Source organism: Desulfallas thermosapovorans DSM 6562 (assembly GCF_008124625.1).
GTDB lineage: Bacteria > Bacillota > Desulfotomaculia > Desulfotomaculales > Desulfallaceae > Sporotomaculum > Sporotomaculum thermosapovorans.
The window spans coordinates 161,843-187,005 of record NZ_VNHM01000002.1 but is presented as its reverse complement, the minus strand read 5'-3'; the positions used below and the strand labels follow the sequence as shown (position 1 = coordinate 187,005).

General features: G+C 46.2%; 22 protein-coding genes. 9 read left to right on the top strand and 13 right to left on the bottom strand.

Going from position 1 to position 25,163, the window contains the following annotated elements; translation table 11 throughout:
* Window positions 1–10 precede the first annotated feature (10 nt).
* The 6 genes from remA to LX24_RS02735 all read right to left on the bottom strand — a co-directional run bounded on the left by remA (window position 11) and on the right by LX24_RS02735 (window position 5,572).
* Entirely contained in the window at window positions 11–280 is a 270-nt protein-coding gene (gene remA / locus LX24_RS02760) for an extracellular matrix/biofilm regulator RemA (protein ID WP_166510606.1), read from the bottom strand.
* A 14-nt stretch (window positions 281–294) separates the two neighbouring features.
* Window positions 295–1,173, bottom strand: coding sequence for a YicC/YloC family endoribonuclease (locus tag LX24_RS02755; RefSeq protein WP_166510605.1), 879 nt, complete (start codon window positions 1,171–1,173; stop codon window positions 295–297).
* Window positions 1,174–1,462: 289 nt separating this feature from the next.
* Entirely contained in the window at window positions 1,463–2,656 is a 1,194-nt protein-coding gene (locus LX24_RS02750; protein WP_166510604.1) for a pyridoxal phosphate-dependent aminotransferase, read from the bottom strand.
* Between the two features lie 120 nt (window positions 2,657–2,776).
* Window positions 2,777–3,955 carry an LL-diaminopimelate aminotransferase gene (locus LX24_RS02745; RefSeq protein ID WP_166510708.1) on the bottom strand — a complete coding sequence of 393 codons (1,179 nt, stop codon included), beginning with the start codon at window positions 3,953–3,955 and terminating at the stop codon, window positions 2,777–2,779.
* Between the two features lie 68 nt (window positions 3,956–4,023).
* Window positions 4,024–4,863 (bottom strand): diaminopimelate epimerase, encoded by an 840-nt coding sequence (gene dapF / locus LX24_RS02740; RefSeq protein WP_166510603.1) that lies wholly within the window; start codon window positions 4,861–4,863, stop codon window positions 4,024–4,026.
* Between the two features lie 478 nt (window positions 4,864–5,341).
* The gene (locus LX24_RS02735; protein ID WP_166510602.1) at window positions 5,342–5,572 is read right to left on the bottom strand and encodes a YkuS family protein; all 231 of its coding nucleotides are present in this window, start codon (window positions 5,570–5,572) and stop codon (window positions 5,342–5,344) included.
* A gap of 508 nt (window positions 5,573–6,080) precedes the next feature.
* Between LX24_RS02735 and LX24_RS02730 the strand changes: the two genes are divergently transcribed.
* Window positions 6,081–7,928, top strand: coding sequence for a methyl-accepting chemotaxis protein (locus LX24_RS02730; RefSeq protein WP_166510601.1), 1,848 nt, complete (start codon window positions 6,081–6,083; stop codon window positions 7,926–7,928).
* 81 nt (window positions 7,929–8,009) lie between these two features.
* On the opposite strand, the gene LX24_RS02725 is transcribed toward LX24_RS02730, so the two are convergent.
* From LX24_RS02725 to LX24_RS02715, 3 genes are all read right to left on the bottom strand, one after another.
* Window positions 8,010–9,329: an FMN-binding glutamate synthase family protein gene (locus LX24_RS02725; RefSeq protein ID WP_243131585.1), complete on the bottom strand. Its 1,320-nt coding sequence runs from the start codon at window positions 9,327–9,329 to the stop codon at window positions 8,010–8,012.
* Window positions 9,330–9,522: 193 nt separating this feature from the next.
* Window positions 9,523–11,274, bottom strand: coding sequence for a sigma 54-interacting transcriptional regulator (locus tag LX24_RS02720; RefSeq protein ID WP_166510599.1), 1,752 nt, complete (start codon window positions 11,272–11,274; stop codon window positions 9,523–9,525).
* 143 nt (window positions 11,275–11,417) lie between these two features.
* Window positions 11,418–12,788, bottom strand: coding sequence for an acetyl-CoA hydrolase/transferase family protein (locus LX24_RS02715; RefSeq protein WP_166510598.1), 1,371 nt, complete (start codon window positions 12,786–12,788; stop codon window positions 11,418–11,420).
* 387 nt (window positions 12,789–13,175) lie between these two features.
* On the opposite strand from LX24_RS02715, the gene LX24_RS02710 reads away from it, so the two are divergent.
* The 3 genes from LX24_RS02710 (at window position 13,176) to LX24_RS02700 (ending at window position 14,964) form a co-directional block, all read left to right on the top strand.
* Window positions 13,176–14,048, top strand: coding sequence for a Rossmann-like and DUF2520 domain-containing protein (locus LX24_RS02710; protein ID WP_166510597.1), 873 nt, complete (start codon window positions 13,176–13,178; stop codon window positions 14,046–14,048).
* A 197-nt stretch (window positions 14,049–14,245) separates the two neighbouring features.
* Window positions 14,246–14,578, top strand: a complete 333-nt coding sequence (locus LX24_RS02705; RefSeq protein ID WP_243131584.1) for a carboxymuconolactone decarboxylase family protein — start codon at window positions 14,246–14,248, stop codon at window positions 14,576–14,578.
* 17 nt (window positions 14,579–14,595) lie between these two features.
* Entirely contained in the window at window positions 14,596–14,964 is a 369-nt protein-coding gene (locus tag LX24_RS02700; RefSeq protein ID WP_166510596.1) for a hypothetical protein, read from the top strand.
* Window positions 14,965–15,261: 297 nt separating this feature from the next.
* Here LX24_RS02700 and LX24_RS02695 read toward each other — a convergent pair whose 3' ends face one another.
* Window positions 15,262–15,429: a DUF362 domain-containing protein gene (locus tag LX24_RS02695; protein ID WP_166510595.1), complete on the bottom strand. Its 168-nt coding sequence runs from the start codon at window positions 15,427–15,429 to the stop codon at window positions 15,262–15,264.
* A gap of 179 nt (window positions 15,430–15,608) precedes the next feature.
* On the opposite strand from LX24_RS02695, the gene LX24_RS02690 reads away from it, so the two are divergent.
* Together LX24_RS02690 and LX24_RS02685 are read left to right on the top strand one after the other, a co-directional pair.
* Window positions 15,609–15,791: a hypothetical protein gene (locus tag LX24_RS02690; protein WP_166510594.1), complete on the top strand. Its 183-nt coding sequence runs from the start codon at window positions 15,609–15,611 to the stop codon at window positions 15,789–15,791.
* 1 nt (window position 15,792) lies between these two features.
* Window positions 15,793–17,271, top strand: a complete 1,479-nt coding sequence (locus tag LX24_RS02685) for a sodium:solute symporter family protein (protein ID WP_166510593.1) — start codon at window positions 15,793–15,795, stop codon at window positions 17,269–17,271.
* Between the two features lie 280 nt (window positions 17,272–17,551).
* On the opposite strand, the gene LX24_RS02680 is transcribed toward LX24_RS02685, so the two are convergent.
* From LX24_RS02680 to LX24_RS02670, 3 genes are all read right to left on the bottom strand, one after another.
* A complete protein-coding gene (locus LX24_RS02680) occupies window positions 17,552–19,474 on the bottom strand; it encodes an aconitate hydratase (RefSeq protein WP_166510592.1) in 1,923 nt (640 codons plus the stop codon).
* 440 nt (window positions 19,475–19,914) lie between these two features.
* A complete protein-coding gene (gene spoVT / locus LX24_RS02675) occupies window positions 19,915–20,448 on the bottom strand; it encodes a stage V sporulation protein T (RefSeq protein WP_166510591.1) in 534 nt (177 codons plus the stop codon).
* A 145-nt stretch (window positions 20,449–20,593) separates the two neighbouring features.
* On the bottom strand, window positions 20,594–22,252 hold the full coding sequence (locus LX24_RS02670; RefSeq protein ID WP_243131597.1) for a diguanylate cyclase domain-containing protein: 1,659 nt from the start codon (window positions 22,250–22,252) through the stop codon (window positions 20,594–20,596).
* Between the two features lie 353 nt (window positions 22,253–22,605).
* Between LX24_RS02670 and LX24_RS02665 the strand changes: the two genes are divergently transcribed.
* The 3 genes from LX24_RS02665 to LX24_RS02655 all read left to right on the top strand — a co-directional run bounded on the left by LX24_RS02665 (window position 22,606) and on the right by LX24_RS02655 (window position 25,155).
* Complete coding sequence (locus tag LX24_RS02665) at window positions 22,606–23,220, top strand: DUF47 domain-containing protein (RefSeq protein WP_166510589.1); 615 nt, start codon at window positions 22,606–22,608, stop codon at window positions 23,218–23,220.
* A gap of 11 nt (window positions 23,221–23,231) precedes the next feature.
* Window positions 23,232–24,236: an inorganic phosphate transporter gene (locus LX24_RS02660; RefSeq protein ID WP_166510588.1), complete on the top strand. Its 1,005-nt coding sequence runs from the start codon at window positions 23,232–23,234 to the stop codon at window positions 24,234–24,236.
* A 220-nt stretch (window positions 24,237–24,456) separates the two neighbouring features.
* Window positions 24,457–25,155, top strand: a complete 699-nt coding sequence (locus tag LX24_RS02655; protein ID WP_166510587.1) for a hypothetical protein — start codon at window positions 24,457–24,459, stop codon at window positions 25,153–25,155.
* Window positions 25,156–25,163: the final 8 nt, after the last annotated feature.

Genomic DNA, 25,163 nt, shown 5'->3' with positions numbered 1-25,163 from the left:
TTGTTCCCCGTCAATCCTCATCATTACCCGCGGTACTGTCCTTATTGACCAGGCGGTGAGCTACCGTTTCAGGCTGCACCGCTGAGAGAATAATGTGATCGCTATCTGTGATGATAACCGCCCTGGTACGGCGACCGTAAGTGGCATCCACCAGCATACCCCTGTCCCTGGCCTCGGTAATAATTCTTTTTATCGGTGCCGATTCGGGGCTGACGATAGCAATAATCCGGTTCGCCGAAACAATATTGCCAAATCCAATATTAATTAGTTTTATTTCCATTTATGATCCCCCTGTCATTCGATATTCTGTACTTGCTCCCTTATTTTTTCCAGTTCACTTTTAACTTCCACAGCAATACTGTTGATAGCCAGGTCAGATGATTTAGAGGCGATGGTATTAATTTCCCGGTTTAGCTCCTGCAATATAAAATCTAATTTCCTGCCCACCGGTGTAGCAAGTTCAAGACAATCCCTCAACTGCTTCAGATGACTTTTCAAACGCACGATTTCTTCAGTGATACTGGATCGCTCGGCAAGCAGCACAACCTCGGCATCAAGCCGGGATGGATCCATTGTCCCCGGCTCCAGTAAATCATGCAGTCGCTGGCTAAGCCGCGCGCGATATTCATCTACAACCACCGGAGAACGCTGCTCAATTTCATTGACCAACCCGGCTATGCGCCCGATCCTTTCTTTGATATCAGAAGCCAGTAACTGTCCCTCTTTAACACGCATATCCATCAAACCCGCCAGCGCCTGCTGAAGGGTTGCTTCAAGCTCAGGCCACCACTGCTCGGTATCTTCTTCGGACTCTTCCAATAAAAAGACACCGGGCAACTGCAGCAATTCTTTAACAGTCACTTCCCCGGCCAACGTCATTTTGTCTTTAAGTTCCTTTACCGCCAGGAGGTAAGATGCGGCCAGATGCTCATCGACCGTTACCGTTACCCTGTCTGCACCGTATTTGGCCACATTTATATATAAATCCACCCTGCCGCGGGCAATTTTTTTCTGTATCACCCGCTTGATACGGTCTTCAAATACATTCATGGACCGGGGCATGTGCGGAACAATTTCACAATAGCGATGATTTACTGATTTCATTTCAATATTAATTTTTAATGTTTCTGAAATCGTTTCTCCACGCCCGAACCCGGTCATGCTTTTTATCAATATTTCACCACCCAGCTTTGTTTAGTTGTATATAGTATTGACTGTTGAACACTAAAAATAAATTTTCTACCTAAAAAAAGAAATTCCTTTAAATAAAAAGAAAACCAGTGATAATCTTTGCCCGGGGTGGAATAACTCAACTATCTACTTATATTTGTTGGATCACTCGCACCGCAAATCCACCATTTAAAAAACGCGCCGCATTAAATGTAATTGCAACGCGTTTTTTAAATTTCTGTCTTGAGCTTGGCGTCCACCAAAACTATGTACCTGAACACAGGTTTATTTTTTAGTGTAATCCCGTTAACACCTTTTCTATGAGATCCAACCCCTCACGAATATTATCCATCGAGGTGGCATAGGAAAGGCGGAAACAAGTGTCATCACCAAAGGCTATCCCGGGTACAATGGCTACGTGCTCCTTTTCCAAAAGCACCCTGGCCAGATCGGTGGCGCAGTTTATGACCGTACCGGCATAACTTTTACCCAGAAGCGGCTTTATTTCAGGAAATACATAAAATGCACCGCCCGGGCGGTTACATTTGACGCCGGGTATGGCCAGCAATCTTTCCATAATATAATCCCGCCGTTTGGCAAACTCTACCACCATATGCCGTACAGGTTCCTGGGTGCCTGTAAGCGCTTCCAAACTGGCCGCCTGGGCAATGGATGTGGGATTGGAGGTGGAGTGGCTTTGCAAGTCAGCCATAGCCTTAGCCACCGGTTGAGGTGCAGCGGCATAACCAATACGCCACCCGGTCATGGCATAGGATTTGGAAACCCCGTTGATAACCACGGTCAAATCCTTCAAAGCAGGGTTCAAAGCAGCAATACTGACATGTTCTCTCTCGTCGTAAATCAATTTCTCATATATTTCATCGGAGATTATGATAATGTTATTTTTCACCAAAATCTCGCCCAGAGCTGCCAGTTCTTCTCTGGTATACACCGAACCCGTAGGGTTACTGGGACTGTTTAAGATAATCACCCGGCTATTGGGTGTAATGGCATTTTGCAATTGGGCGGGCGTCAGCTTGAAATCATTTTCCACAGTAGTGGGAACAATTACAGGTTTTGCTCCCGCCAGTTTTATTTGTTCCAGATAGCTTACCCAATACGGGGCGGGCAAAATTACTTCGTCCCCTGCCTGGCACAGCACTTGAAAAGCATTATAAAGCGAATGTTTGGCCCCGGCGGAAACCACTATCTGTCCGGGTTCATACTGCAGGTTGTTGTCTTCAGCCAGTTTTTTGACAATGGCCCGGCGTAACGAATCGGTGCCCGCCACCGGGGTATATTTGGTCATGCCGTCGGCAATGGCCTTTACCGCGGCCTGTTTGATATGCTCAGGCGTATCGAAGTCAGGCTCACCAACACCAAAGTTGATTACTTTAATCCCCCCGGCTATCATTTTTTTGGCCTGGGCATCAATGGACAGGGTGGGGGAAGGACTGATATTTTGAGCCCGTTCAGCTAATTTCATACTTTTACCCCGGTTTTAAACCGGGTGTTCACTCCTCTCGCTAATAGATATAGTTAGATTGTGCCCGCAGCTCTTAATTAACTTTAGCATTGTGCAAACTAAAAAATTGTATTGCAACGGTTAGAATTTCACCGTACCGATATTTTTCTTCATCCGGTCCAGTGCTTCGAGCATCCGCTCTTTTTCCACTGTCAGTGCAATGCGGAAGAAGCCTTCGCCGTTGCTGCCATATCCGTTCCCGGGGGTAATCACTACACCGGCCTTATCCAGAACCAGCTCGGCAAAGGAATCCGATGTGTGCCCAGCAGGCACCGGCGCCCACACGTAAAAGGTTGCCTTGGGCTTTTCGAGTTGCCAGCCCATGCTGTTCAGGGCATCCACCAGTATATCCCGCCGCTGCTGGTAAACCTTTTGCATTTGCAGCACGGCTTCCTGAGATCCGGTGAGACCTTTAATAGCTGCATATTGAACCGCCTGGAACTGGCCCGAATCAATATTGGACTTAAGCCTGCCCAGCGCTTCCACTACCTGGGGATGCCCGGCAGCCCAACCGATACGCCAGCCGGTCATGTTATAAGTTTTAGATACCGAGTGAAACTCAATGCCGACTTCCTTGGCGCCGGGGAACTGTAGAAAACTGGGCGGCTTATAGCCGTCATAGGCCATTTCGGAATAAGCAGCATCATGGCAAATTAAAATATTATACTCCCGGGCAAAGGATATAACATCCCGGTAAAAATCTTCGCCGGCCACAGCACCGGTGGGATTATTGGGATAATTGATAAACATCATTTTAGCCCGGCGGGCCACATCAGCGGGAATTGCGTTTAAATCAGGCAAAAAGCGGTTTTGCGCCGTCAGTGGCATATAGTAGGGCTCGGCACCGGCTAAAATAGCTCCGCCGGCATATACCGGGTACCCTGGATCAGGTACTAATACAATATCGCCGGGGTTCAGATAACAAAAGGATATATGGGCAATGCCTTCTTTGGAACCGATCAGGGAAACCACTTCACTGGCGGCGTCCAGTTCCACATCAAACCGGTCTTTATACCACCGGGCCACGGCTTGCCTGTATGAGAGCATGCCCGCAGACGATGGATACTGGTGATTAGCCGGGTTTTCCGCCTGTTTTTTCAATTCCTCGATTATATAACCCGGCGTGGGCATGTCCGGATCACCTATACCAAGGCTGATTACATCCACTCCGGCTGCCCGCTTTTCATCAATTAATTTTTCGATCCGGGCAAACAAATAAGGTGGCAAATTTTTGATCCTTTGTGCCTGTTCAAATTGCAAGCTCAAAACTAAACCCTCCCATTTCATTATAACGTTTAATAAATCTTACTATCGCCTTTGCCCATGGCTTACTTGATCAGGTAATCGCCGGTAAAAACCTCTTCGGCGGGACCGGTCATATACAAGTGATTATCCTCTGCCCACTCTATATCAAGTGCTCCGGCATACAAGTGTACCTTGACGTTTTTACCGGTATGCCCGTTTAGCACCGAAGCCACCGCCGTGGCACAGGCACCTGTGCCGCAGGCCATGGTAGGCCCAGCCCCCCTTTCCCAAACTCGCATACGCACCTCTTTGTCATTCAGTACCTGGACAAACTCCACATTGGTTTTACGGGGAAAGACGGGATGCGTTTCCACGAGCCTGCCCCAATTCTCAAGGGGTACCGCCGCCACATCGGGCACAAAAATTACACAGTGGGGATTGCCCATGGAGACCGTGGTAATGTGAAAAACATGATCCCCTGCCGCAAGGGGTTCATTTATCACCCTGCCCGCCGGCCCGGTCATGGGAATCTGCTCCCTCTCCAGGCCGGGCATACCCATATCCACCCGTACGGCAATAACTTTACCGTTCTCTATAATCAACTCGGGCACCATAATGCCCGCTCCCGTTTCTACCGTCATCTTAGTTTTATCCACCAGTTTATGCTCGTAGGCATATTTTGCCACACAGCGGATGGCATTGCCGCACATTTCTGCCACACTGCCGTCGGAATTAATTATTTGCATCGCCAGATCCGCCTCTTTGCCCGGTCCAATCAGCACCAATCCGTCCGCGCCCACCCCGAAATTACGGTGGCACACTTTTTCGGCCAACCCGGCCAGGTCAACGGACAAACTTTTTTCCTCGTTTAAGTTAACCAGAACGAAATCATTGCCCAATCCATGTACTTTAGCAAAAAGCAAAGCTATTTTTCCTCCCCGACATTTTTCTCCCGTATATTCTATACTATACTTCCCTACCAGTCTAATCTTTCCTGCCAGTTCCTTTTCATGTATACAGGATATCTACCAAAGCCACCGGCACACCGGTATGTCAATGGCACAGCTGAATACCGAGGAAACTAAGATAACGCCCTGAAGTTTATCAAAACTCCCAGGGCACCAAACAGCAAACCAATTAATTGGTTACAAAACCATTCAACTACAGTCTTCGCATTCTTTCCCGCTGGTTCGAGCCCAAACGTAATGCTCCAGGTATACTAGCTATGGTTTTAAACTGGCAAGACACTGGAACAATCCCGCGAGTTTCTAATCACAACGACACTACAAAGAAATCGTCAACGGGAGTCAAACTTGCCATTAGGCAAGTTTAACTCCTTGGCTTCGGGCGATCCCATGAAGTGCAAATAATTTATGCTCCCAGTCAAAGCTACGTGTGGACTTACATAAATCCACGAAGTTCGTCGGCAATTTCCCGGACACTTTTTCCACGAGCATCGATAACCTTTTTTTCCGTTCTGATATCCTGCATATTCATAAAATTATTTTCCATGCCGGAAACAATAAGTGCATCCGCGTGATCAACCATTGTTTTATCCACCACTTTGAATCCTTCCTTTACCAGGTCGTCACGTAATCTGCTCAAATCATCATCCAAAGCTATAGTTATCAAATTCAACACCTCCCGATATTATACTTTTAATTTTTACCCCCTTTTATGCAAAAACCTTGGTTATTTTAGAAGTTCTTTTTTACTAAAAAACGCCCAAGTCATTGCTTAGCCATCGATGTATCGATATGTGCTCAGATATGCGTAGAATTTTATACACAGCTCCCTTATCGAATATTATCAGAATTTATTTGCAGGAATTTTTCTGTTTTGATTGAAAACTTTATCTAAAAATCACTTTTTATAAGCGAGGGTGTAACTACATGGAATTTGCGCGAAATCATGATCATTTCTTAGAAAATAGCAACCAAGGTACAAATCCATTTTTTGCAGACATTCCTTTGGGAACTCATATTTGCGGGTTTCATTACATTAGAAGAATTAACCAATATGTTGGTGCCGTTTTTTAAAGCGGTTTGAATAACAATGAATATTGTATGTGGATAACCTCAGAACCCAAAAGCAAAAGATTATTTTATTAATCATTACACATTAAAGGAGGGTAACCTTTTTGAGAAGTCTCAAATTAAAGATAATTCTAATAATTAGCCTGACTACTATGATGATATTGTCCGTAGTATCTGTTATCAATTATAATAGGGTTTCTATTATATTAACGGAGCAAATTACCAACGCCGCCGCAGAGAGCGCGGATTTTAACGCCAAAATTGTCAATCAATGGCTGGATGGTATCGTTAAGGATATAAACAACCGGGCTAAGGATGCGGCTATTCAGACATTAGATCCCGGTATATGCCTGCCGGTATTGAAGCGAGTTCAGGAAGCCAACGAAGAATATGAATATTTATATATTGCTGACGCAACCGGTAAAGGTATCGGTACCAACGATGTGCCCGTTGACGTCTCTGATAGAGATTATTTCCCCCGGGTAATGAGCGGCGAGACAGTGATTACAGATCCCATAATCAGCAAAGCCACCGGAAACCAGGTGATTGCAGTGGTTGCGCCCGTCTATAATGATGAGGACGGTTTACTGGTCGGTTTGGTGGGCGTAACTGTGGAACTGGATTATTTGCAAAAGATTATTCAAGATATGCGCCTGAGTGGTACAGGTTATGGTTTAATACAAGCAGCGGATAATACAACCATTGCCCACCCCGACTCCCAACTTGTAGGCAATAAAAATATACTGGAGTTGGCCGATGGTAAACTAAAACAGTTGCTTGAAAACATGAATAACGGCGAAAAAGGGTTTGGCTATTACATATACCAGGGCACAGATAAAATACTTGCCTATGCCCCGGTTGAATTAACCAGTTGGTCAGTGGCCCAAACAGCCAACGTTGATGATATAATGGCTCCTTTGGACGGCATTAGAAACATGAGCATTGCCGTGACAGCAATTGCCGTTATCATCATGGTGCTTATTGCCACTGCCATTGCCAGTATAATATCAAAACCAATTGTCAGTTTAAGCCGGGCGGCGGAATCCATTGCCACGGGAGACCTGACCCAAAAAATCGAACAATCCCGCAGTCAGGATGAAATCGGTGTTTTAATCAAAGCCTTTAACAAAATGGTGGATAATTTAAAAGAGATGATATACAACATCCAAAACAGTTCCGACCAATTGGCATCCCACAGTGAAGAGTTAGCCGCTACCAGCGAGGAAATAAGTGCCACAGTTGAAGAAGTGGCCAGTACAACCAACGAGGTGGCGGCAACCTCCGCCCAGGGTGCCGAAAATGCCGAGTATGCAATCAGGGAATCCGAGGCGGTGCAGCTTGTCGCCGGACAAGGTAACCAGGCAGTTGAGGAAATAGTAGTCAAAATAGGTGCCATTGCCTCCAAAACCAGTGATGCCTCCGAGGCGGTTCAAAGACTGGGGCAGCAATCAAGCCAAATAGGAGAGATTATTAACACCATTACCGGCATAGCCGAGCAGACCAATCTATTAGCCTTAAATGCTGCCATAGAGGCAGCCCGGGCCGGTGAACACGGGCGCGGTTTTGCAGTTGTGGCGGAAGAAGTACGCAAACTTGCCGAACAGTCCGCCGGTGCCGCGCGTAAAATAACCGGTTTAATAAAAGATATCCAAAGTGGCGTGAACAATGCTGTGGCTGCTATGGAACAAGGGGTGCACGAGGTTGACGAAGGGGTTGCATTATCCCAAACCGCGGGAGCTTCATTGGAGCAGATCATAAAAGCCGTAGAAAAAAATACCCGGGTCATTAACGAGGTGGCGGAGGCTGCAAAACAAGCCAATAACGACACACAGCAGCTTTCTGCGGCCAACGAGCAAATTGCTTCTTCTATACAACAAGTGTCCAGTGCCACCCAGGAACTGGCCAATATCGCCGGCGTATTAAAGCAAACAGTGGACAGGTTTAAAGTATAACTGGAAAATGCAACGGCAATGGAATTCAAAATGGTAGCAACTATTTAAGCCGAATGTGTAAATTAATCACATTCGGCTTTTTCAATAATCATCAAGGCCTGTTTTATTGAATCCCAGCGGTATACCGGCAACCTCTGCTGTAAAGTGATCCAGGGCAAACAAATCACTTTTATCTATTTCACGAATATCTTTTTTACCCAGAGCCCTTACAGCTTCTTTTATTTCTTCATTGCAAGATAAAAGATATTTGGCCAGTGCCTCGGCCCCTTTATCCACATCAAAGCTCCGCCGGTATTTGCCCTTGTACCAAACCAGCTCCGGGGGAGGTTCCCAGGGAAAGGGCTTCAACACCTGGGTATGGCTCATGGCAAACAAAGCAATACTGCCAATATATATGGCATCCGCCCCCAGGGCTATGGCCTTTAAATAATCTCCCGGAGTTACCAGGCCGCCTGATACGATCAGGCTTACTTTATTTTTTAATTGATGCTCTTTAATGAAATTTGCTCCCCTGACCACAGCAAACAAAGTTGGTAAACCAAAATCATCCTGCAGAATAGGTGTTGAACCCTTTGTACCACCATTGCAACCGTCAAGGGTGATAAAATCAACACCGGCTGAACACGCTATCAGCATATCTTCTTCCAGGTATTTACCCGCTGCCAGTTTTACCCCAATGGGTACACCCCGGGTAACTTCCCTCAGGTGCGCCACCAGATGCTTTAATCCATTTCGCTCCCTTATACCGGGGATACTGGCATGCACTACTCCCTTTTCCCCCCAACCAGGGTCCAGCATATTTCTAATCTTCCGGTCAATTTCTTTATTTTCAATGTAATATCCAACTCCGCCGGATGCGCCCTGGCCAATGTGGATTTCAATCATATCCGCCTGTTTTAAAAACCTTTCGGACTTGTTCCACCTGCCCCTGTTATATTGAATAATTAGCTTTTCGGCCGCCTTTCTTTCCTCCGCAAGGAAGGGTCCATCGCCGGTATTAGTTGCTGTCCCGGCCATTGCACTGCCTTTGGCCAGTGCTATTTTAGCTTTGGCGGACAATGCCAGAGCATAGGCCATCCCGGCAATCATGATAGGCATTTCTATTTGTAGAGGTTTTTGGGCGCAAGGCCCTATGGTAACCCTGGTATTTACGGAAGCCCCTTCGCCTGTTGGTAGCCTGTGCAGTTGGGCAAAGTTAAACATAATACCATCGAAGTCGGGTATTTTCTTCGGGCTGCCTAAAGGCCGCTTAATTACCTTCCCTTCCTGGGCCCTCAGGTTGGTCTCCACTATTTTCTGCAGTCCGGTTTTGCGGGAAGCTGAAACAAATTCCCATAAATTTTCCCCGTAGGGATCCACCATTAATCTACGCAGCAGGCCATCGGCTGCCTTATCAATCATTTTTCTGCCTAGCCAAACAGCACCTTTATAGCCTGCAAACCCTAAAGCGGCCGTAAATAACATATTTTTGTGCAAAGGGTTACCTCTGTACATATCCTGGTTCCTTTTAGCTATGGTTGTTAATTATATCTTTTCGAAAAACAAATTATCTATACTGATAGCCGGGAAATTAAACTGGTTAAAGCATGATGATCTATATTTTATACCGGCTTAACTTTTTATAAAGTCCTGCCCGGGAGATCCCCAGCATGGCAGCTGCCCGGTTTTTATTACCACCACAGGCTTCCAGCGCATCCACGATAGCTTCCCGCTCAATATCTTCCACCAGTTTGGCCAGCCCGCCTTCGCGGCTGATGACCTTGTACTTTTGACTGTTATGCAGGTACATGGGCAGATGTTCCTTGCGAATCATATTCCCGTCTATAACATTAAAGGCCCTCTCTATAACATTTTCCAATTCCCGCACATTACCCGGCCAGCGGTGGTTCTTGAAAATCTGAATGACCTCGTTATCGGCCCCCGCCACCTCAAGGCCAAAGATTTCATTAAACCGTTTAATAAAATAATGCATCAGCAAATCGATATCTTCACCCCGCCTGCGCAGGGGCGGAATATTCAGGGTGACGACATTAACCCTGTAATAAAGATCTTCGCGAAACTCCCCGTTAATAATCATCTCTTCAAGATCACGATTGGTGGCGGCAATTACGCGCACATCAACCTTGCGCGGTTTGGTATCTCCGAGACGTTCAATTTCTTTTTCCTGCAACACCCGCAGCAGTTTGGCCTGCATCATCAGGGGCATATCCCCGATTTCATCCAGGAATATTACCCCCTTGTCCGCCAGCTCAAATTTCCCCACATGACCGCCTCGTTTGGCTCCGGTGAATGCCCCTTCCTTGTATCCAAACAACTCCGATTCAAGGAGATTTTCGGGAATAGCGGCACAGTTTACCCGCACAAAAGGTCCGCGGTGGCGACTACTCTCAGCATGGATAGCCCGGGCAAACAGTTCTTTGCCCGTACCGCTTTCCCCTCTGATAAGCACTGTGGAATGGCTTTTGGCTACTTTCTTGACAGTCTCTTTCAGGGCGCTGAAAGCAGGGCTCTGCCCGATAATTTGCTCGCAGGTGAAACGAGTCCGCTGGGCGCGGTCCAGTTCATTCCTGTAATAGTCACGCTGGGTGCGTAATTTTTGTATCTTTTGAGACAGGTCATATAAATCCGATATGGTTTTAAAAGCCACCGTACCCAGCGCACCAACAATTTGGCCATCCTTTTTTATGGGCTTTCTGTTGGCTATGATCTCTTTGCCATTCAAAGTTGTGACATATCCATACTCGGTTTCACCGGTCTCCATCGAGCGAGCGAAAACAGGTTTACAGTGGTAAAGTTCTCTAACATCCATGCCAATTAAATCCTGGGGCTTTTTATTAAAAAAAGATGCATAGGGCTGGTTGACCATGGTAATTTTGTAGTCCCGGTCAATGGCAATAATACCATCATTGGATAGTTCCAACACATTGGCAAGGGTTTCCTGCAGTTCGCAAACAATTTCATTTTTGGTAGTCAGCGTATCAATAATATTTTGAATTTCCGTAACATCCTGAAAAACAGCCACCGCACCTACGATTTTACCATCAATGATGATGGGGTTACGATTGGAAAGGTAAGTGTCGCCATTAAGCACAAACTTGCAACCCAACTGCGGTTTTCCCTCGGACATCACTTCCAACAGCCCGGTACCGGGGAAAAACTTTTCCACATGCCGCCCTATGATTAACCGGGTCGGTAAACCAAGGGTTTTTTCCACCTGACTGTTGCAATAAACAATTATTCCAGCACAGTTAACGGCCACCACAGCATTACTGGAGGAATCAACGATGTCTTCCAGGCTGACAACAACATTCTCCATTTTTAATTTTTTAAGTTTTAATATCGCCATATTTGCACCAGACCTTCTAGTGTCAAGTTATTTTATACTTTCAATATCTCAAGTCCAAAAACCTGCCGCCCTGAACTGAATTAATCACCGGTAACTCTCCCAATACCAATTGCCTGGTATAAACCAGGCAACCATTGATGGGGCTAAATAAGATCCATTTTTCGCGCCGCCGCCCGCAATTCAGAGCGAAAATCGGGATGTGCTATCGATATCAGCGCCAGTGCCCTTTCCCTGGCTGTTTTACCGCGCAGTTTAGCCACCCCGTATTCGGTGACCACATGATCCACATCATTTTTGGAACAGCTGACCACAGCTCCGTGATGCAACATGGGCACTATTTTGGAGATTTGACCTTTTTTAGCAGTACTATGCAGTGCTATAAATCCCTTACCACCGGGAGAACGCAGGCAACCCCGGGCAAAATCAGTCTGGCCACCGGTGGCACTATACTGCCTGGGGCCAATGGTCTCCGAAGCGCACTGGCCCAGCAGGTCTACTTGCAGGGTGGCGTTTATTGAAACCATTTTATAGTTTTGCCCGATAATATAGGGGTCGTTCACATAAGATACCGGGTACATCTCCACCAGGGGGTTATCGTTCATAAAGTCGTACAGTCTTTTGGTCCCGGCGGCAAAACTGCCTATGATTTTCCCCGGGTGTAACGTCTTTTTGCTTCCTGTTACCGCTCCACTTTCAACCAAATCCACCATGCCGTCTGTTACCATTTCGGTGTGTATGCCCAGGTTCTTTTTACTTTGTAAAGCCTCGGCCACTGCATTGGGCATAGCGCCTATACCAAGCTGGATGGTGGAGCCGTCTTCAACCAGTTCCGCTATGAAGCCCCCGATAATCCGGTCATTTTCCGTTAATGCAGGTATGGGTAACTCGGGTATGGGATTATTATTTTCAACTATATAATCCACTTCGGAGATGTGGATAAGGCTTTCACCCCGGGTCCTGGGCATATTGGGGTTAACCTCCAGTATGATTACCCTGGCCTGCGATGCCGCAGTGGTGGTATAATCCACTGAAACTCCAAAACTGAAATAACCCCTTTCATCCATTGGCGAAACCGTACCCATAAAAACATCGACATCGATATATTTCTGAAAGAAATACGGGTACTCATGAAAGTGCCCCGGCATAAAGTCAGCCCGTCCTTCATTAACGGCCTGCCGGTTGGAACCGCTGGTAAACCAGGACACGTGGCGGAAACTCCTGTTCATTTCCGGTTTTAAGTAACTCGCTTCCCTGATGGGCAACATCTGGTGCACCTTTACATCTTCCAGCTCATGATGCCGCCTGGCCATGGCCTCCAGCAAAGCCGGCGGTTCCCCGCACCCCAGGGGCAGCACAACGTTATCCCCGGATTTTATCACTTGCACTGCTTCCTCCACGGCAACCAACTTGCGCTTATAAAGATCCCAAAGATTTTTTCGCACCTTGGGATAAAAAATCAATTTTTTGTTCTCCGGATATGCAAAAGCAATATCCCGGGATAGATCTATAGACATTTCCTCTCCCCCTTTGTTACAAAAATCTAAATTTTAGAATTATTCATTTGGTTGAGACATTATTAAAGCAATTACCATACCATTTTAGCCCGCAGCTGTAAAATCCACTTCAAACCCTGCACAAGCAGGCAGCCGACAGGACCAATAAAGACTACTTATGGTCTACTTTATAGACGGGAAAGCCCAATAGTTCTGCAAGACTGCATTTGACGCCTACCCGACAAAATCGTCTACCAAGTTGACATCGACAACAAAGTATACTTTATTTTTGAGCAATAAACGGAATTATTCAACAACGCCCCAGCCCGGCTAAAGCAGGCAAATATTGCCCCGGGGTTGGTTATGTGTTAAAATTTCCCCATTATCACGATAAAGGAGCAGCCTTAAATGCATAAACCATCCATTGCCATTATCGGGGCCGGTAAAGTGGGTTCGGCCCTGGGCATTTTGTTACAACAAAAAGGATACGCTGTGGCCGCGGTGGCCAGCCGAACCAGGCAGTCAGCGGAACAACTGGCTCACCGGTTGAACTGTCCTGTACTCACCAACAGGGAAGCCGCCGTTGGAGCGGAGCTGGTATTTATCACCACCCCCGACCGCAGTATCGCACCGGTAGCTGCCGAAATAGCCCAAACGGGCGGTTTTCGCCCGGGGCAGGTAGTGGCACACACCAGTGGCGCTCACGCCGCCAGCGAACTGCAGGGTGTCCGGGAGACAGGTGCCCTGGCGGTTAGTATTCACCCGCTGCAGTCCTTTGCCGAGGTACAGGCCGCCATGACCAACCTGCCTGGGTCATATTTTGCGCTGGAAGGTGACGAAGCTGCCCTGCCCCTGGCCCGGCAAGTAGTGGAAGATTTGAATGGCAAGTGGTTCACTATTTCCGCTGCTGATAAACCGGTTTACCATGCAGCAGCCTGTATCGCTTCCAATTATCTAGTATCACTGATGCACTTTGCCACCGGTTTATACGCCAAATTCGGATTGGGTCCTCAAGAGGCCTTTGAAGCCTTGTATCCCCTGGTGAAGGGTACAGTGGCCAATATAACCAAAGTCGGCCCTGCCGGGGCGCTCACAGGACCGGTAGCCCGGGGAGATGCCACCACCATTGCCGGCCACATGAAAGCTTTTGAGGAACTGGATCCCCGGTTGCGTAATTTATATAGCCTGCTGGGTCAATACACGGTTCAGGTGGCTCTTGAAAAAGGCAGTATAAACCCGGAACAAGGTCGTGAGCTGATGGAAATATTCGCGCCCGAATAAATAATGCCGGTTTGCAAAATAAATTCCATAACCTGATTAACGTACGTATTATTGGCCTTTGGTTCACCTACCGAAGGCCAAATCCAATATAACATGCGAATGGCGAAAATATTTAAACATATTAGTTAATATGTTGACAATATAGTTGTAAAGCAATTATAATAATCACAAATTAACAACGCCGGGGGGCGGGGCATTTGGAAAAAGGTAACAGCATGTTATTACAAATTGAGCAAGGTAAAAGTTTTCTCCAGGAAACCAGACCCGAATTAATTGAAAAATTCAATGCTTTCCATGACACGGTTTTTCAAGACGGAATTCTTTCCACCAAAGAGAAAAGGCTCATCGGCTTGGGCATGGCTCTGGCTTTAAAATGCGATTTCTGTATTGGGATGCACCTGAAAGCTTTAAAGGGACTGAATGCAAGCCTTGAGGAAATACTGGAAGTGTGCAGTGTAGGCATGCTTATGCACGGGGGGCCGGGCATGGCTTACAGCACCCTGATTATAAAGCTTTGGAACGAAATTTAAATTTGGAGGTATTTAAAATGATATGTGCGAAATGCCAGGAAGAAATACCGGCCGGCGAAGAAATGCAATTGCACGGGCAAACCCTGTGTGAAGACTGTTTTATTATTGCTGTCCAGCCGCCCAAAACCTGCGACGTGGCTGCAGTACACAGCGCAGTCACCCACCGCAAACAACTCGGCCAAACCGGAACTGAAGGGTTAACGGAGCTGCAGAAAAAAATATATGAATTCGTAAAAGAAAAGGGCAAGGTTACCCGGCCGGAAATCGCCAGGCATTTTGATTTAAAAGATTGGGAGCTGGAAAGGAATTTTACCGTACTGCGGCATTGTGAACTATTAAAAGGTACCAAAGTGGACAACACCATTTATATCACAACCATGAATTAATGTGTAGTCAGTAGATTAGATATTACAATTAAATGCTTAAAAATCCGCGATAAGTGCACCGCGGATTTTTTGTTTCTCGGTATAGTATAAGAATTATTAAAAAACAATAAAGACATGCTGCTGGGTTCTTTTTTTGTATAAAACGCTTGACATTTATCACATTCAACTAACTTAACCCTTTATTTTTAAGGGAAAAGTGCTTATAATATCAAATATTGACTTGAAAGTGTCATACTTTGGCAAAGCAGATAAGCAATAGCACCAAATGGGTATGAACATGATTAGATATGACGGGCCTTAAATATGAATCACAGCCCCGAAACTGCAATACTCCTGGCATGTACCACATTCAATACAAAGGCTCTTGTTAATGCGATATATGGGGTAGGTTTTTTCTATGGCCTCTACCGGGCATACTGTTATACAGGTATTGCAAAACCGGCAATCCTCTGTAATTTTATACATGCAAACAAAACTCCTATCATTTATTTAACTAAACTAAATTGATATATATAAATAATATATTAACCGTTTACCCCGGTCAATAGAACTTTATTTACCTGAAAACAGTAACGTCCAAAAAATTATTGGGAATGCCGGGTTGGCCAAGCCCGGTAAAATATAATGTTACGGGAGATGGTTTGATGCAAAAAGCACTGAAGTGGTGGGTGCTCTGGTTTGTTTTCCTGGTCCTTTCAGCTTTTTGGGTGCCCTTTAATTTGCTGTCTCATGTCCCCAGAGTAACCGGTGCCTTTTTATTTTGGGGCGTTTTTGCCATTACAGCCATTGTCAGCGTAAGTATAATTGCCGGCAAGTGGAGGGATTAGTTTGAATTCTGTACATATATACTGGTCCATAGCTATATATTTTGCCCTGGGCACTGCAGTGGCCCTTTATGCCCGCAAAGGAATGGGACAAGGTATCGCGGATTTCTTCCTGGCCAACCGTTCCATAGGCGGTATAGTTGCCGCCCTTACCTACAGCGCAACCACCTACAGCGCTTTTATGATGGTGGGCCTGGCCGGGCTTGCCTATGTCGGGGGTGTTGGGGCATGGGGTTTTGAGTTGATATACCTGTCCGGCCTGGTGCTGGTGGCTTTCTTCGGACCCCGGTTCTGGCTGGCGGGTAAACGGTATAACTATATCACCCCCGCCGAACTGCTGGGGGACCGCTATCAAAGCAAAATATTACAAATTGTGGCAGCACTGGCTTCAATAGTTTTTTTAATCCCCTATAGCGCGGTACAATTAATTGGCATAGGCACTTTGCTTGAAGGCATGTCCGGAGGAACAATTCCCTTTATAACGGGACTACTAATTGCCACCGTTATTGCCACCACCTGGGCCTACACGGGCGGGTTCAGGGCAGTGGCGTGGACGGATTCGGTACAGGCATTACTTATGATTACCGTGGCCACCCTTTCGGTGCTGTTCGTGGTATACCGTGCCTTTGACGGTTTTAGCGGCATGATCAGCACTCTGGAGACCGACTATCCCCAGTGGCTGACTGTACCCGGACCGGGATATTTTAATTTCCAAACCTTTATCGGGCTCAGCCTGCCCTGGTTTTTCTTCTCCCTTTCCAACCCGCAGGTCAGCCAGCGACTGTTTGTTCCCCGCTCCCTGACCCATATGCGTACAATGGTGACGGGCTTTATGGTGTTCGGTTTTATTTATACATTAATATCTATTTTATGGGGCTTTTCCGCCCGTATATTAATACCCGACCTGCCCCGGGGCGATATGGCCACGCCCGGGTTACTGGCCTTGCACATAGTTCCCAACGGCATTGCCCTGCTGGTAATGCTGGGAATTACGGCCGCCGCCATATCAACCGTAAACTCCATTATATTAACCCTATCATCAATGGTCTCCCGGGATATTATCGGGCGTCTCAGGCCGGACATCGAGGAAAGCAAGTTGCTGGCGGCGGGTAAATTTTTCATACTGCTGTTTTCCACGGCAGTCTTCCTTTTCGCCACCCTGCGCCTGGGATTGATTGCCGTTCTTTCGGTGGCCTCTTCGGCCGGGTTGCTGGTTACCGTACCGGCAATAGTGGGTGCCTTTTTCTGGCGGAGAGGTACGGCACAGGCTGCGGTGACCAGTATACTGGCGGGCGGCGTTGTCGCCTTTTGGTTCCAGTTCGGCAATATCATGCCCCTGGGCTGGTGGCCGGGTATCTGGAGCGGCATCGTTGCAACGGTGTTATTTGTTACAGTAAGCTTGCTAACCACACCTCCTACAGCCAAAGCCGATGAGTTTATCAGCTTTGTCAACGGAGCATTGAAAGAGAAGAACGCCCTGTAGCGTAAAGCACGGGGACGGCTCTCCTGCTTTCGCTGTCCGCGCTACTCGGTTTTCGACATTTGTAAAAAAATTGCCTGCAGAGAAAAATGGTTATTGACATTGTTTCATAAACGGCTTATTATTTATATATCAAGACAGGCGTCACAAATTAATTCCTGGCAACGCCCAGTTAGGGCGTTTATTTTTTTGAATTATGTTTAAAAGGCCCCTGTTAGCCAAAAGGCTAACAGGGGCCTTTTCAGTCAACCAGTTAGTTGATACAATTGGTATATTTTTTAACTCAAACTTTATCTTTAACGTATTTAAGCAGTCCCCCGGCCAGCAATATTTCTATCTGCCTGCCTGAAAGGCTGTGTTTGACGGGATAAACCTTGCCCCGGGTGACATTGCGCACTTCCATGTTGTTAGCGGCCATTCTTTCCCGGGCATCTTCAATCAGCAGCACATCACCGGGCTTTATATCATCATAATCTTCCTCATTGGCAAATGTAAGGGGCAGCAACCCGAAGTTTACCAGGTTTTGCATATGAATCCGGGCAAATGATTTGGCAATTACTGCCTTGATGCCCAAATACAGCGGTGCTAGCGCGGCATGCTCCCGGCTGGAGCCCTGCCCGTAATTCAAGCCGCCCACGATAATACCGCCCCCGGCATCCAGCGCCCGCCGGGCAAAGGTGGGGTCCACCCGTTCAAAGGCGTGCATGGATATGGCTGGAATGTTGGACCTGAGGGCCAGGATTTTAGCGCCCGCCGGCATTATATGATCTGTGGTGATATTATCCTCTACCTTTAGCAACACCTCACCTTTTATTTCCCCAGGCAAAGGACTGGCCACGGGCAGCGGTTTGATGTTGGGTCCCATCGCCAACTCCAACCCCTCCCGGTTATTAGGCGGGTCGATAATCATCCGGTCATCCACCGGAAATTTTTCTGGCATGGGTATATCAATGGGTTCGCCCAGATCGCGGGGGTCGGTGATCTTACCGGTCAGCGCCGCCGCCGCGGCCGCCTCGCAGCTCACCAAGCATATTTTGGCGTCCACGGTACCGCTGCGTCCTTCAAAGTTGCGGTTGGATGTACGTAATGAAAGCCCTGCAGAACAAGGGGACTGCCCTACCCCCACGCACGGGCCACAGGCACATTCCAATATTCTGGCCCCGGCAGTCACCAGATCGGTTAGCGCACCGTTTGCCGCCAGGCTGCTCAGCACCTGGCGTGATCCGGGCGCTATAACCAGGCTTACCTGGGGATGAACGATTTTCCCTTTTAAAATAGCAGCCACCCGCATCAAGTCTGTGTAGGAAGAGTTGGTACAGCTCCCAATAAACACCTGGTCCACCTTTTGACCGGCCACATCCGCTATTTTAACCACATTATCTGGCATATGCGGCAGGGCAATGAGCGGCTCCAGCTCGTCCAGCCTGATGTCGATAACCTCATCGTATTCGGCGTCCGGATCAGGTAGCAGCTCAACAAAATCAGCGGCTCTATCCTGGGCGGCCAGGAACCTGGCGGTAACTGCATCGCTGGGGAAAATAGACGATGTGGCCCCCAGTTCCGCCCCCATGTTGGTGATGGTGGCCCTTTCGGGAACACTCAAATAGGCTACTCCCGGACCGGTGTATTCCATTACCTTACCAACCCCGCCTTTAACAGTGAGCCGCCGCAATACTTCCAATATAATGTCCTTGGCCGCCACCCAGGGTGCTGGCTTACCGTGCAAGCGAATATTAACCACCCGGGGCATCTTTACGTAAAAGGGATAGCCCGCCATTGCAGTAGCCACATCCAAACCGCCGGCCCCGATGGCCAGCATGCCCAGGCCGCCACCGGTAGGGGTATGACTGTCCGACCCCAGCAGTGTCTTACCCGGCACGCCAAAGCGCTCCAGGTGTACTTGATGGCATATGCCGTTACCCATACGGGAAAACTTTACACCGAATTTGGCGGCGGCACTTTGCAAAAATTTATGGTCATCAGCGTTTTCAAAACCCACCTGCAGGGTATTATGGTCTACATAGCTCACAGAAAGTTCCGTCCGCACGGAAGGAATACCGATAGCTTCAAACTCCAGGTAAGCCATTGTCCCCGTGGCATCCTGGGTGAGGGTCTGATCTATCCTCAACGCAATTTCTTCGCCCGGTGTCATTTCACCTTCCACCAGGTGAGCTGCAATAATTTTTCTAGTCAAATTCTGGCCCATTTTGCCCACTCCCTTTCTAATATCGCCCGGTTTTTTCTACACAGCACGCAATATCGCACGGCGTGCCAATCACGTTGGCCATTATTATATCACCTCAACCCAGTCACTGCACAAAAACGATTATATACCGGACCTGTAAAATTAAATTAATTATGTATTTATGTGCAATGATATAATTATACTGGTTGGTGTGCAAATCACCCATTTTAGTGTTCCACACGGGTCATTAAAATCCTTTCGCAGGCACCACTTACTTGTCGAAATAAAGCATACCCCCGCCCCGGCTCATCCGAAAAACTTCGAGGACAACACAATGCTCCGGCGTTTCTGAATTCCTTTCCAAGCCTTTTCATCCGAAATAGCATTAGATAATTTTCATCTTCCGCTGGTGCCTGACCCCACAAAAAAAAACCGGGCACAACCCGGCTCAACAGTTTTCCCTAATCCTTCATTTGCTTGGCCAGAAAAGCTGCCGCGGTTTCGGCCAGTTTATTTTCCAGATTGCCCATTGGGGCTTCTTCACTGGAAGTAATAATCACGGCTCCAATGGGATTTCCATTGGTTACAATGGGGGCGACAACACTGTTCTTAAATGTTACCCTTTCATCTTCAGTTAAACTATGTTCTTCATCCAGAATTTTAGTTTGGCCGCTGCCTATAACATCCTCCAGCAAGGTACCTATCGATTTCTTTAACAGGTCCTTTTTGAACCCTCCCGAGACAGCAATGATTTCATCACGGTCGGCTATACAGACGATATAGCCTATAGCCTCATGAAGTGAATCTGCATATTCCTTGGCGTATTGTCCCAAGTCCGTAATAGGGGAGTATTTCTTTAATATTACTTCCCCCTCCCTATCCACATATATCTCCAGCGGTTCACCGTCCCGTATCCTCATTGTGCGCCTGATTTCTTTGGGAATTACCACCCGGCCCAAATCATCTATTCTTCTGACAATACCCGTAGCTTTCATATGATCCCCCTCTTGAATGGAATATTATATTTCGCATATTAGTAGTTTAGTTTTTTCCCGATTAAACTTATCATTAGTAGAAAAATATGAAAGTATGTGAGTAAAAAGAATCCATTCCTTAAAATTCCAGACAACAACGCCCCGTTCACAGTTGGGGCAGTGGTTGTGTATTCTTTTTGATTTGCAGGTTCTTTTTTGCTCCAGCTTCCAAGAATTCGATAAAACAGGTCACCAGTTGGGGGTCAAACTGGATCCCGGCATATTTTTCAAGCTCCGCGCAAGCCTGCTCATGGGACAATGTTTTTCGGTAAGGGCGGTAACTTACCATGGCGTTATATGCGCAGGCAATTGATAGAATGCGACACTCCACAGGTATTTCTTTCCCCTTCAAACCAAGGGGATAACCTGTGCCGTCCCACCATTCATGATGCTTTAATATCCAGTCGGCTATGGGCATAAGGTCGGGTGTGGACAGTGCCAGGCGGTGACCGATTTCACAGTGCCGCCGCATTTGAGCCATCTCATCTGGATTTAGCGGGCCCGGCTTAAAGATTATATCTTCCGGTAAACCCACCTTGCCGATGTCACAAAACTGAGCCAGCATTTTTAGCCCGGCCACACTGGATTCAGGTAAACCGACACTGACAGCAAATAAGCTTACCAATTCTTTAAACCGAGTCATCTGTTCCGTGGTGGCAAAATCCTTTGCTTTCATTGTTGCCAGCAGTGTTTGAACAATGGTACCACGGGCGTGCTGGCTATGATGTAATTTCTCCCGGTACATATTATTATCGGCCTCTTTATACAAGTCGATCATTTTTTTAGAGGCCCCGCGCCGTGCGGCAAAACCAATGGATATGCTCAAAGGGAGGTCAGGGTTGGCTGTGTTATGTTTGGCGACAGCCGCTTTAATTCTACGACTGGCCCTTTCCACCACTTCAATGTCACCATTCGGAAGCAATATGGCGAATTCATCACCCCCGATTCTAGCCACCATATCGTCCCCCCTGAAACAATTTTTTAGTATATCAGCGGCAACTATTATTAATGTATCCCCTTGATCGTGTCCTAAAGTGTCATTAATTAGTTTTAAACCATCCAAATCACACAGTATGATACCGGCCGATACATTACGCCCGGCCTCCATACGGCGCATTTCCTGCTCGAAATAGGTACGGTTGTATAAGCCGGTAACCGGGTCATGCAGGCTTAGAGAACGCAATTGCTCCAACTGATTTTTGTAGTGGGTGATTTCTTGTCCGAAAACATAATAAACATTCTTTTCGGTTAACTTGACCGGTATAATATTCAGCAGCATTGTTTTAACTTTACCACCCGCCGGATAATCGATCTCCACTGGTTCTAAATCGGCAAGGTTTTCTTGTTGCAGCATGTACAGTTTAAAACCGGCTGGTAATAAAAGATCATTATAACTACCGGCCAGCAGTTCTTGTTTTTCACACCCCAAAAACTCCAAGGCCGCCCGGTTGGCATCAACACAGCGGCCATCATGTTCAAACACGAATACAGGACTTAAAGCATTGTTGAATAACGTGTTCAATAATAACTGTTCTCCCTGTAACTCCCCTTGCACTGGTTTTAATTTCTGACGCCGGTTCGCAGCATTTCCCCATTGATAACCCAAAAATAATCCGGACAAACACGACATTATCAGTAAGACAGTTACCCACCAATTATTTTGCAACCAGTGATAAATATTGTTAACCAGAGCAATATCATGTTTAGCTAATACTAAACAGCTAAATACGGCAATGGTTACTCCCGCGTAACCCAAACCTTTCATATTAACCAATGGTCTGTCTCGCCCCCAAAAAACAACCCAAACAAATAAACCTCTTATTCCCCGGCAATTTCTTAGCTGATTAGCTGTTTTGTAATTCCACATGTATTACTAAAAACCTTCCATCTCTGGTGACCTTTTTCCTATATTTATGCCCTTGAGAACTAATCAGATCTTTCAAGTGCAATATAAGATTATTTATTATTTTATGAAAATTCGTTTATAAAAGGAATGTTAACAACCGGGATACTATTTACTTGTTATATCAGTTGATATATCATTGTTATGAAAGCAAGTATATAATTAAAAGCCTGACATCGTTAGACCGCAGGCCATCCTGCAGGAGGTAAAATTAAATGTTTTTTAAAAAAAGGGATATTTTTTTGGAAACTCTGATTTTAAGCGCCAACAATTTAAAAGCAGCAAGCAGTTTATTTCGGGAGGAGATTAATGATTTACAAGATGTTGAATCGTATGCGGAAAGAATAAAAGTTCTCGAGGATAAAGGGGACGAGCTAACCCATAAGATTATCCACGCCTTAAATAAAACTTTTATTACACCCCTTGAAAGAGAAGATATCCTTGGCCTTGCCTTAAAACTGGATGACGTTGTAGATGGTATTGAGGCATGCGCAGACCGGATGGAACTGTACAAAGTAACCGAGGCTGACGATTATATAAAATTGTTTGTTCAAATGATTGTAAATTGCGCGGAAGAAATTGAGATTGCCCTTAGACTGCTGGAACAAAAAAAAGTAAAGCAAATGTTACGGCACATATACAGAATTAATGAACTGGAAAATGAGGCCGATCAACTTTTGAGGGAATCTATTCAGGATTTATTTATCGAATATAACGATCCCATTATAATTATCAAGAAAAAAGATATATATGAAATGCTCGAGGGTATAACCGACGCTTGCGAAGATGTAGCCGATATACTGGAAGCACTGCTAATGCGCAATTCATAAGGAGAAAGGTTATGGATCTAACCATTTTGTTAGTTTGTGTTGTTGTTATGGCCCTTTCCTTTGACTTTATAAACGGCTTTCATGATACCGCCAATGCTATTGCCACTTCGGTATCTACAAAGGCCTTAACTCCAAGGACTGCTATAGTTTTAGCTTCCATAATGAATTTAATTGGTGCACTTACCTTTACCGGCGTGGCCAAAACCATTGGCGGTCAAATTGCCGATCCCTTTAAACTGGAAAACGGTTTGGCCATTGTTATAGCAGCTTTAATTGCAGCCATTGCTTGGAACCTTATAACATGGTATTACGGTATACCAAGCAGTTCTTCCCATGCCCTGATCGGCTCTTTGGCGGGTTCAGCCTTTGCTGCCGCAGGTTTAGCCGGGGTTAATTTAAAAGGTTTTATAACAATTATCCAAGCCCTTATATTATCTCCCTTTTTGGCCTTTGCCGTTGGCTATGTCATTATGTCGGTACTCAGGTTTATTTTTAAAAATGCCAACCCCCACATTGTCAATCGCGGTTTTAGAACAATGCAAGTGATCACCGCAGCATTTCAGGCATTTAGCCACGGCACCAATGATGCCCAAAAATCCATGGGCATTATCACCTTTGCTTTAATTGCCGGTGGATTACACCAAACACTGGATATACCCTTTTGGGTCAAACTGTCATGCGCCGTGGCCATGGCGCTGGGAACATCAGTGGGCGGTTGGAGAATCATCAAAACCGTAGGCACCAAAATCATCAAATTGCAGCCAATCAGTGGTTTTGCCTCTGATTTTACATCAGCATCGGTAATTATCACCGCCACCGCCTTGGGTCAACCAGTAAGCACCACCCATGTAATATCCTCTGCCATTATGGGCGTTGGTTCGGCAAAAAGTGTCCATTCAGTTAAATGGGGGACGGCACAAAGAATGGTCACTGCCTGGCTTATCACATTGCCTATTACCGCTATACTGGCGGGACTAATATACTTGATTGTTTCTTTTATTACTCGCACCATTTGACTTTTATACCACAAAAAATATTATTTTTATAAAAAGCAATGCCTCCGGGAATTAAAACCTTGGAGGCATTTTTTTGGTTATGTATTCTCTTTTTTTGCGTTACCGGGCTATTAATTCAAACTGCCGCTTAATTTTGACCATTCACGAGCGATTTGTGGCGAATTTTTATCCCAAGAATACACATATTAAAATTTACAATAATTAAAAGGATGTGCAAAATATGTACAATAAACCTCAAATTAATGTATTTTCCCCTTATACAAGCGGGGATAAGGTTCAAAAAATTGCCCAAATATGCAACGAAGAGAATATGGATTGGCGTCATTTGCTGGACATCGGCACTTCTAAATTGTTGAGGTCCCTGTTAGATGAAAATGATTTGGAGGATCACATCAGGTACTCCAAGTGCCGTAATTATGCTGATGAGGCTGTACAGTATTTGAACGATAAAATAGGAAACGACAGGCTTCGTTTTCGGGGGATCGCATACCTGTTAAAGTCGATGTGCGGCACCATGTTTCAGGTAGGATATAACACTCCCTGTTTTATGGAACCTGAGTTGCAAACCAATTTCTTTACGCCTGTGTCGTCTTCGATAAGCCTGGAATCCTTTTCCCGATACTGCCTGGAAAACGAGATAACTGCCCTTGAACTGCTGGATGTTGGACTGTCTCTTTATGGTGTAGAAGAGGTCACCGCCGATTATTCTCCCCTGCGGGAAATTGCCATGCTTGATGCTGACAGGATCGGCAGTGGGGCTCAAGCCGGAAAGATGTTAAACGGCTATTTAAAATATATTGGGGCCTCTGTACTGGATAGAGTGATAGTCATTTTAATGATGACTAAAGCCGGTACGGTAAACTTATTAGGTGTTTGCGGAAAAGAGTATAGTGGGGATTGTCATTGCGAAGGTCATTAAAGTATAAA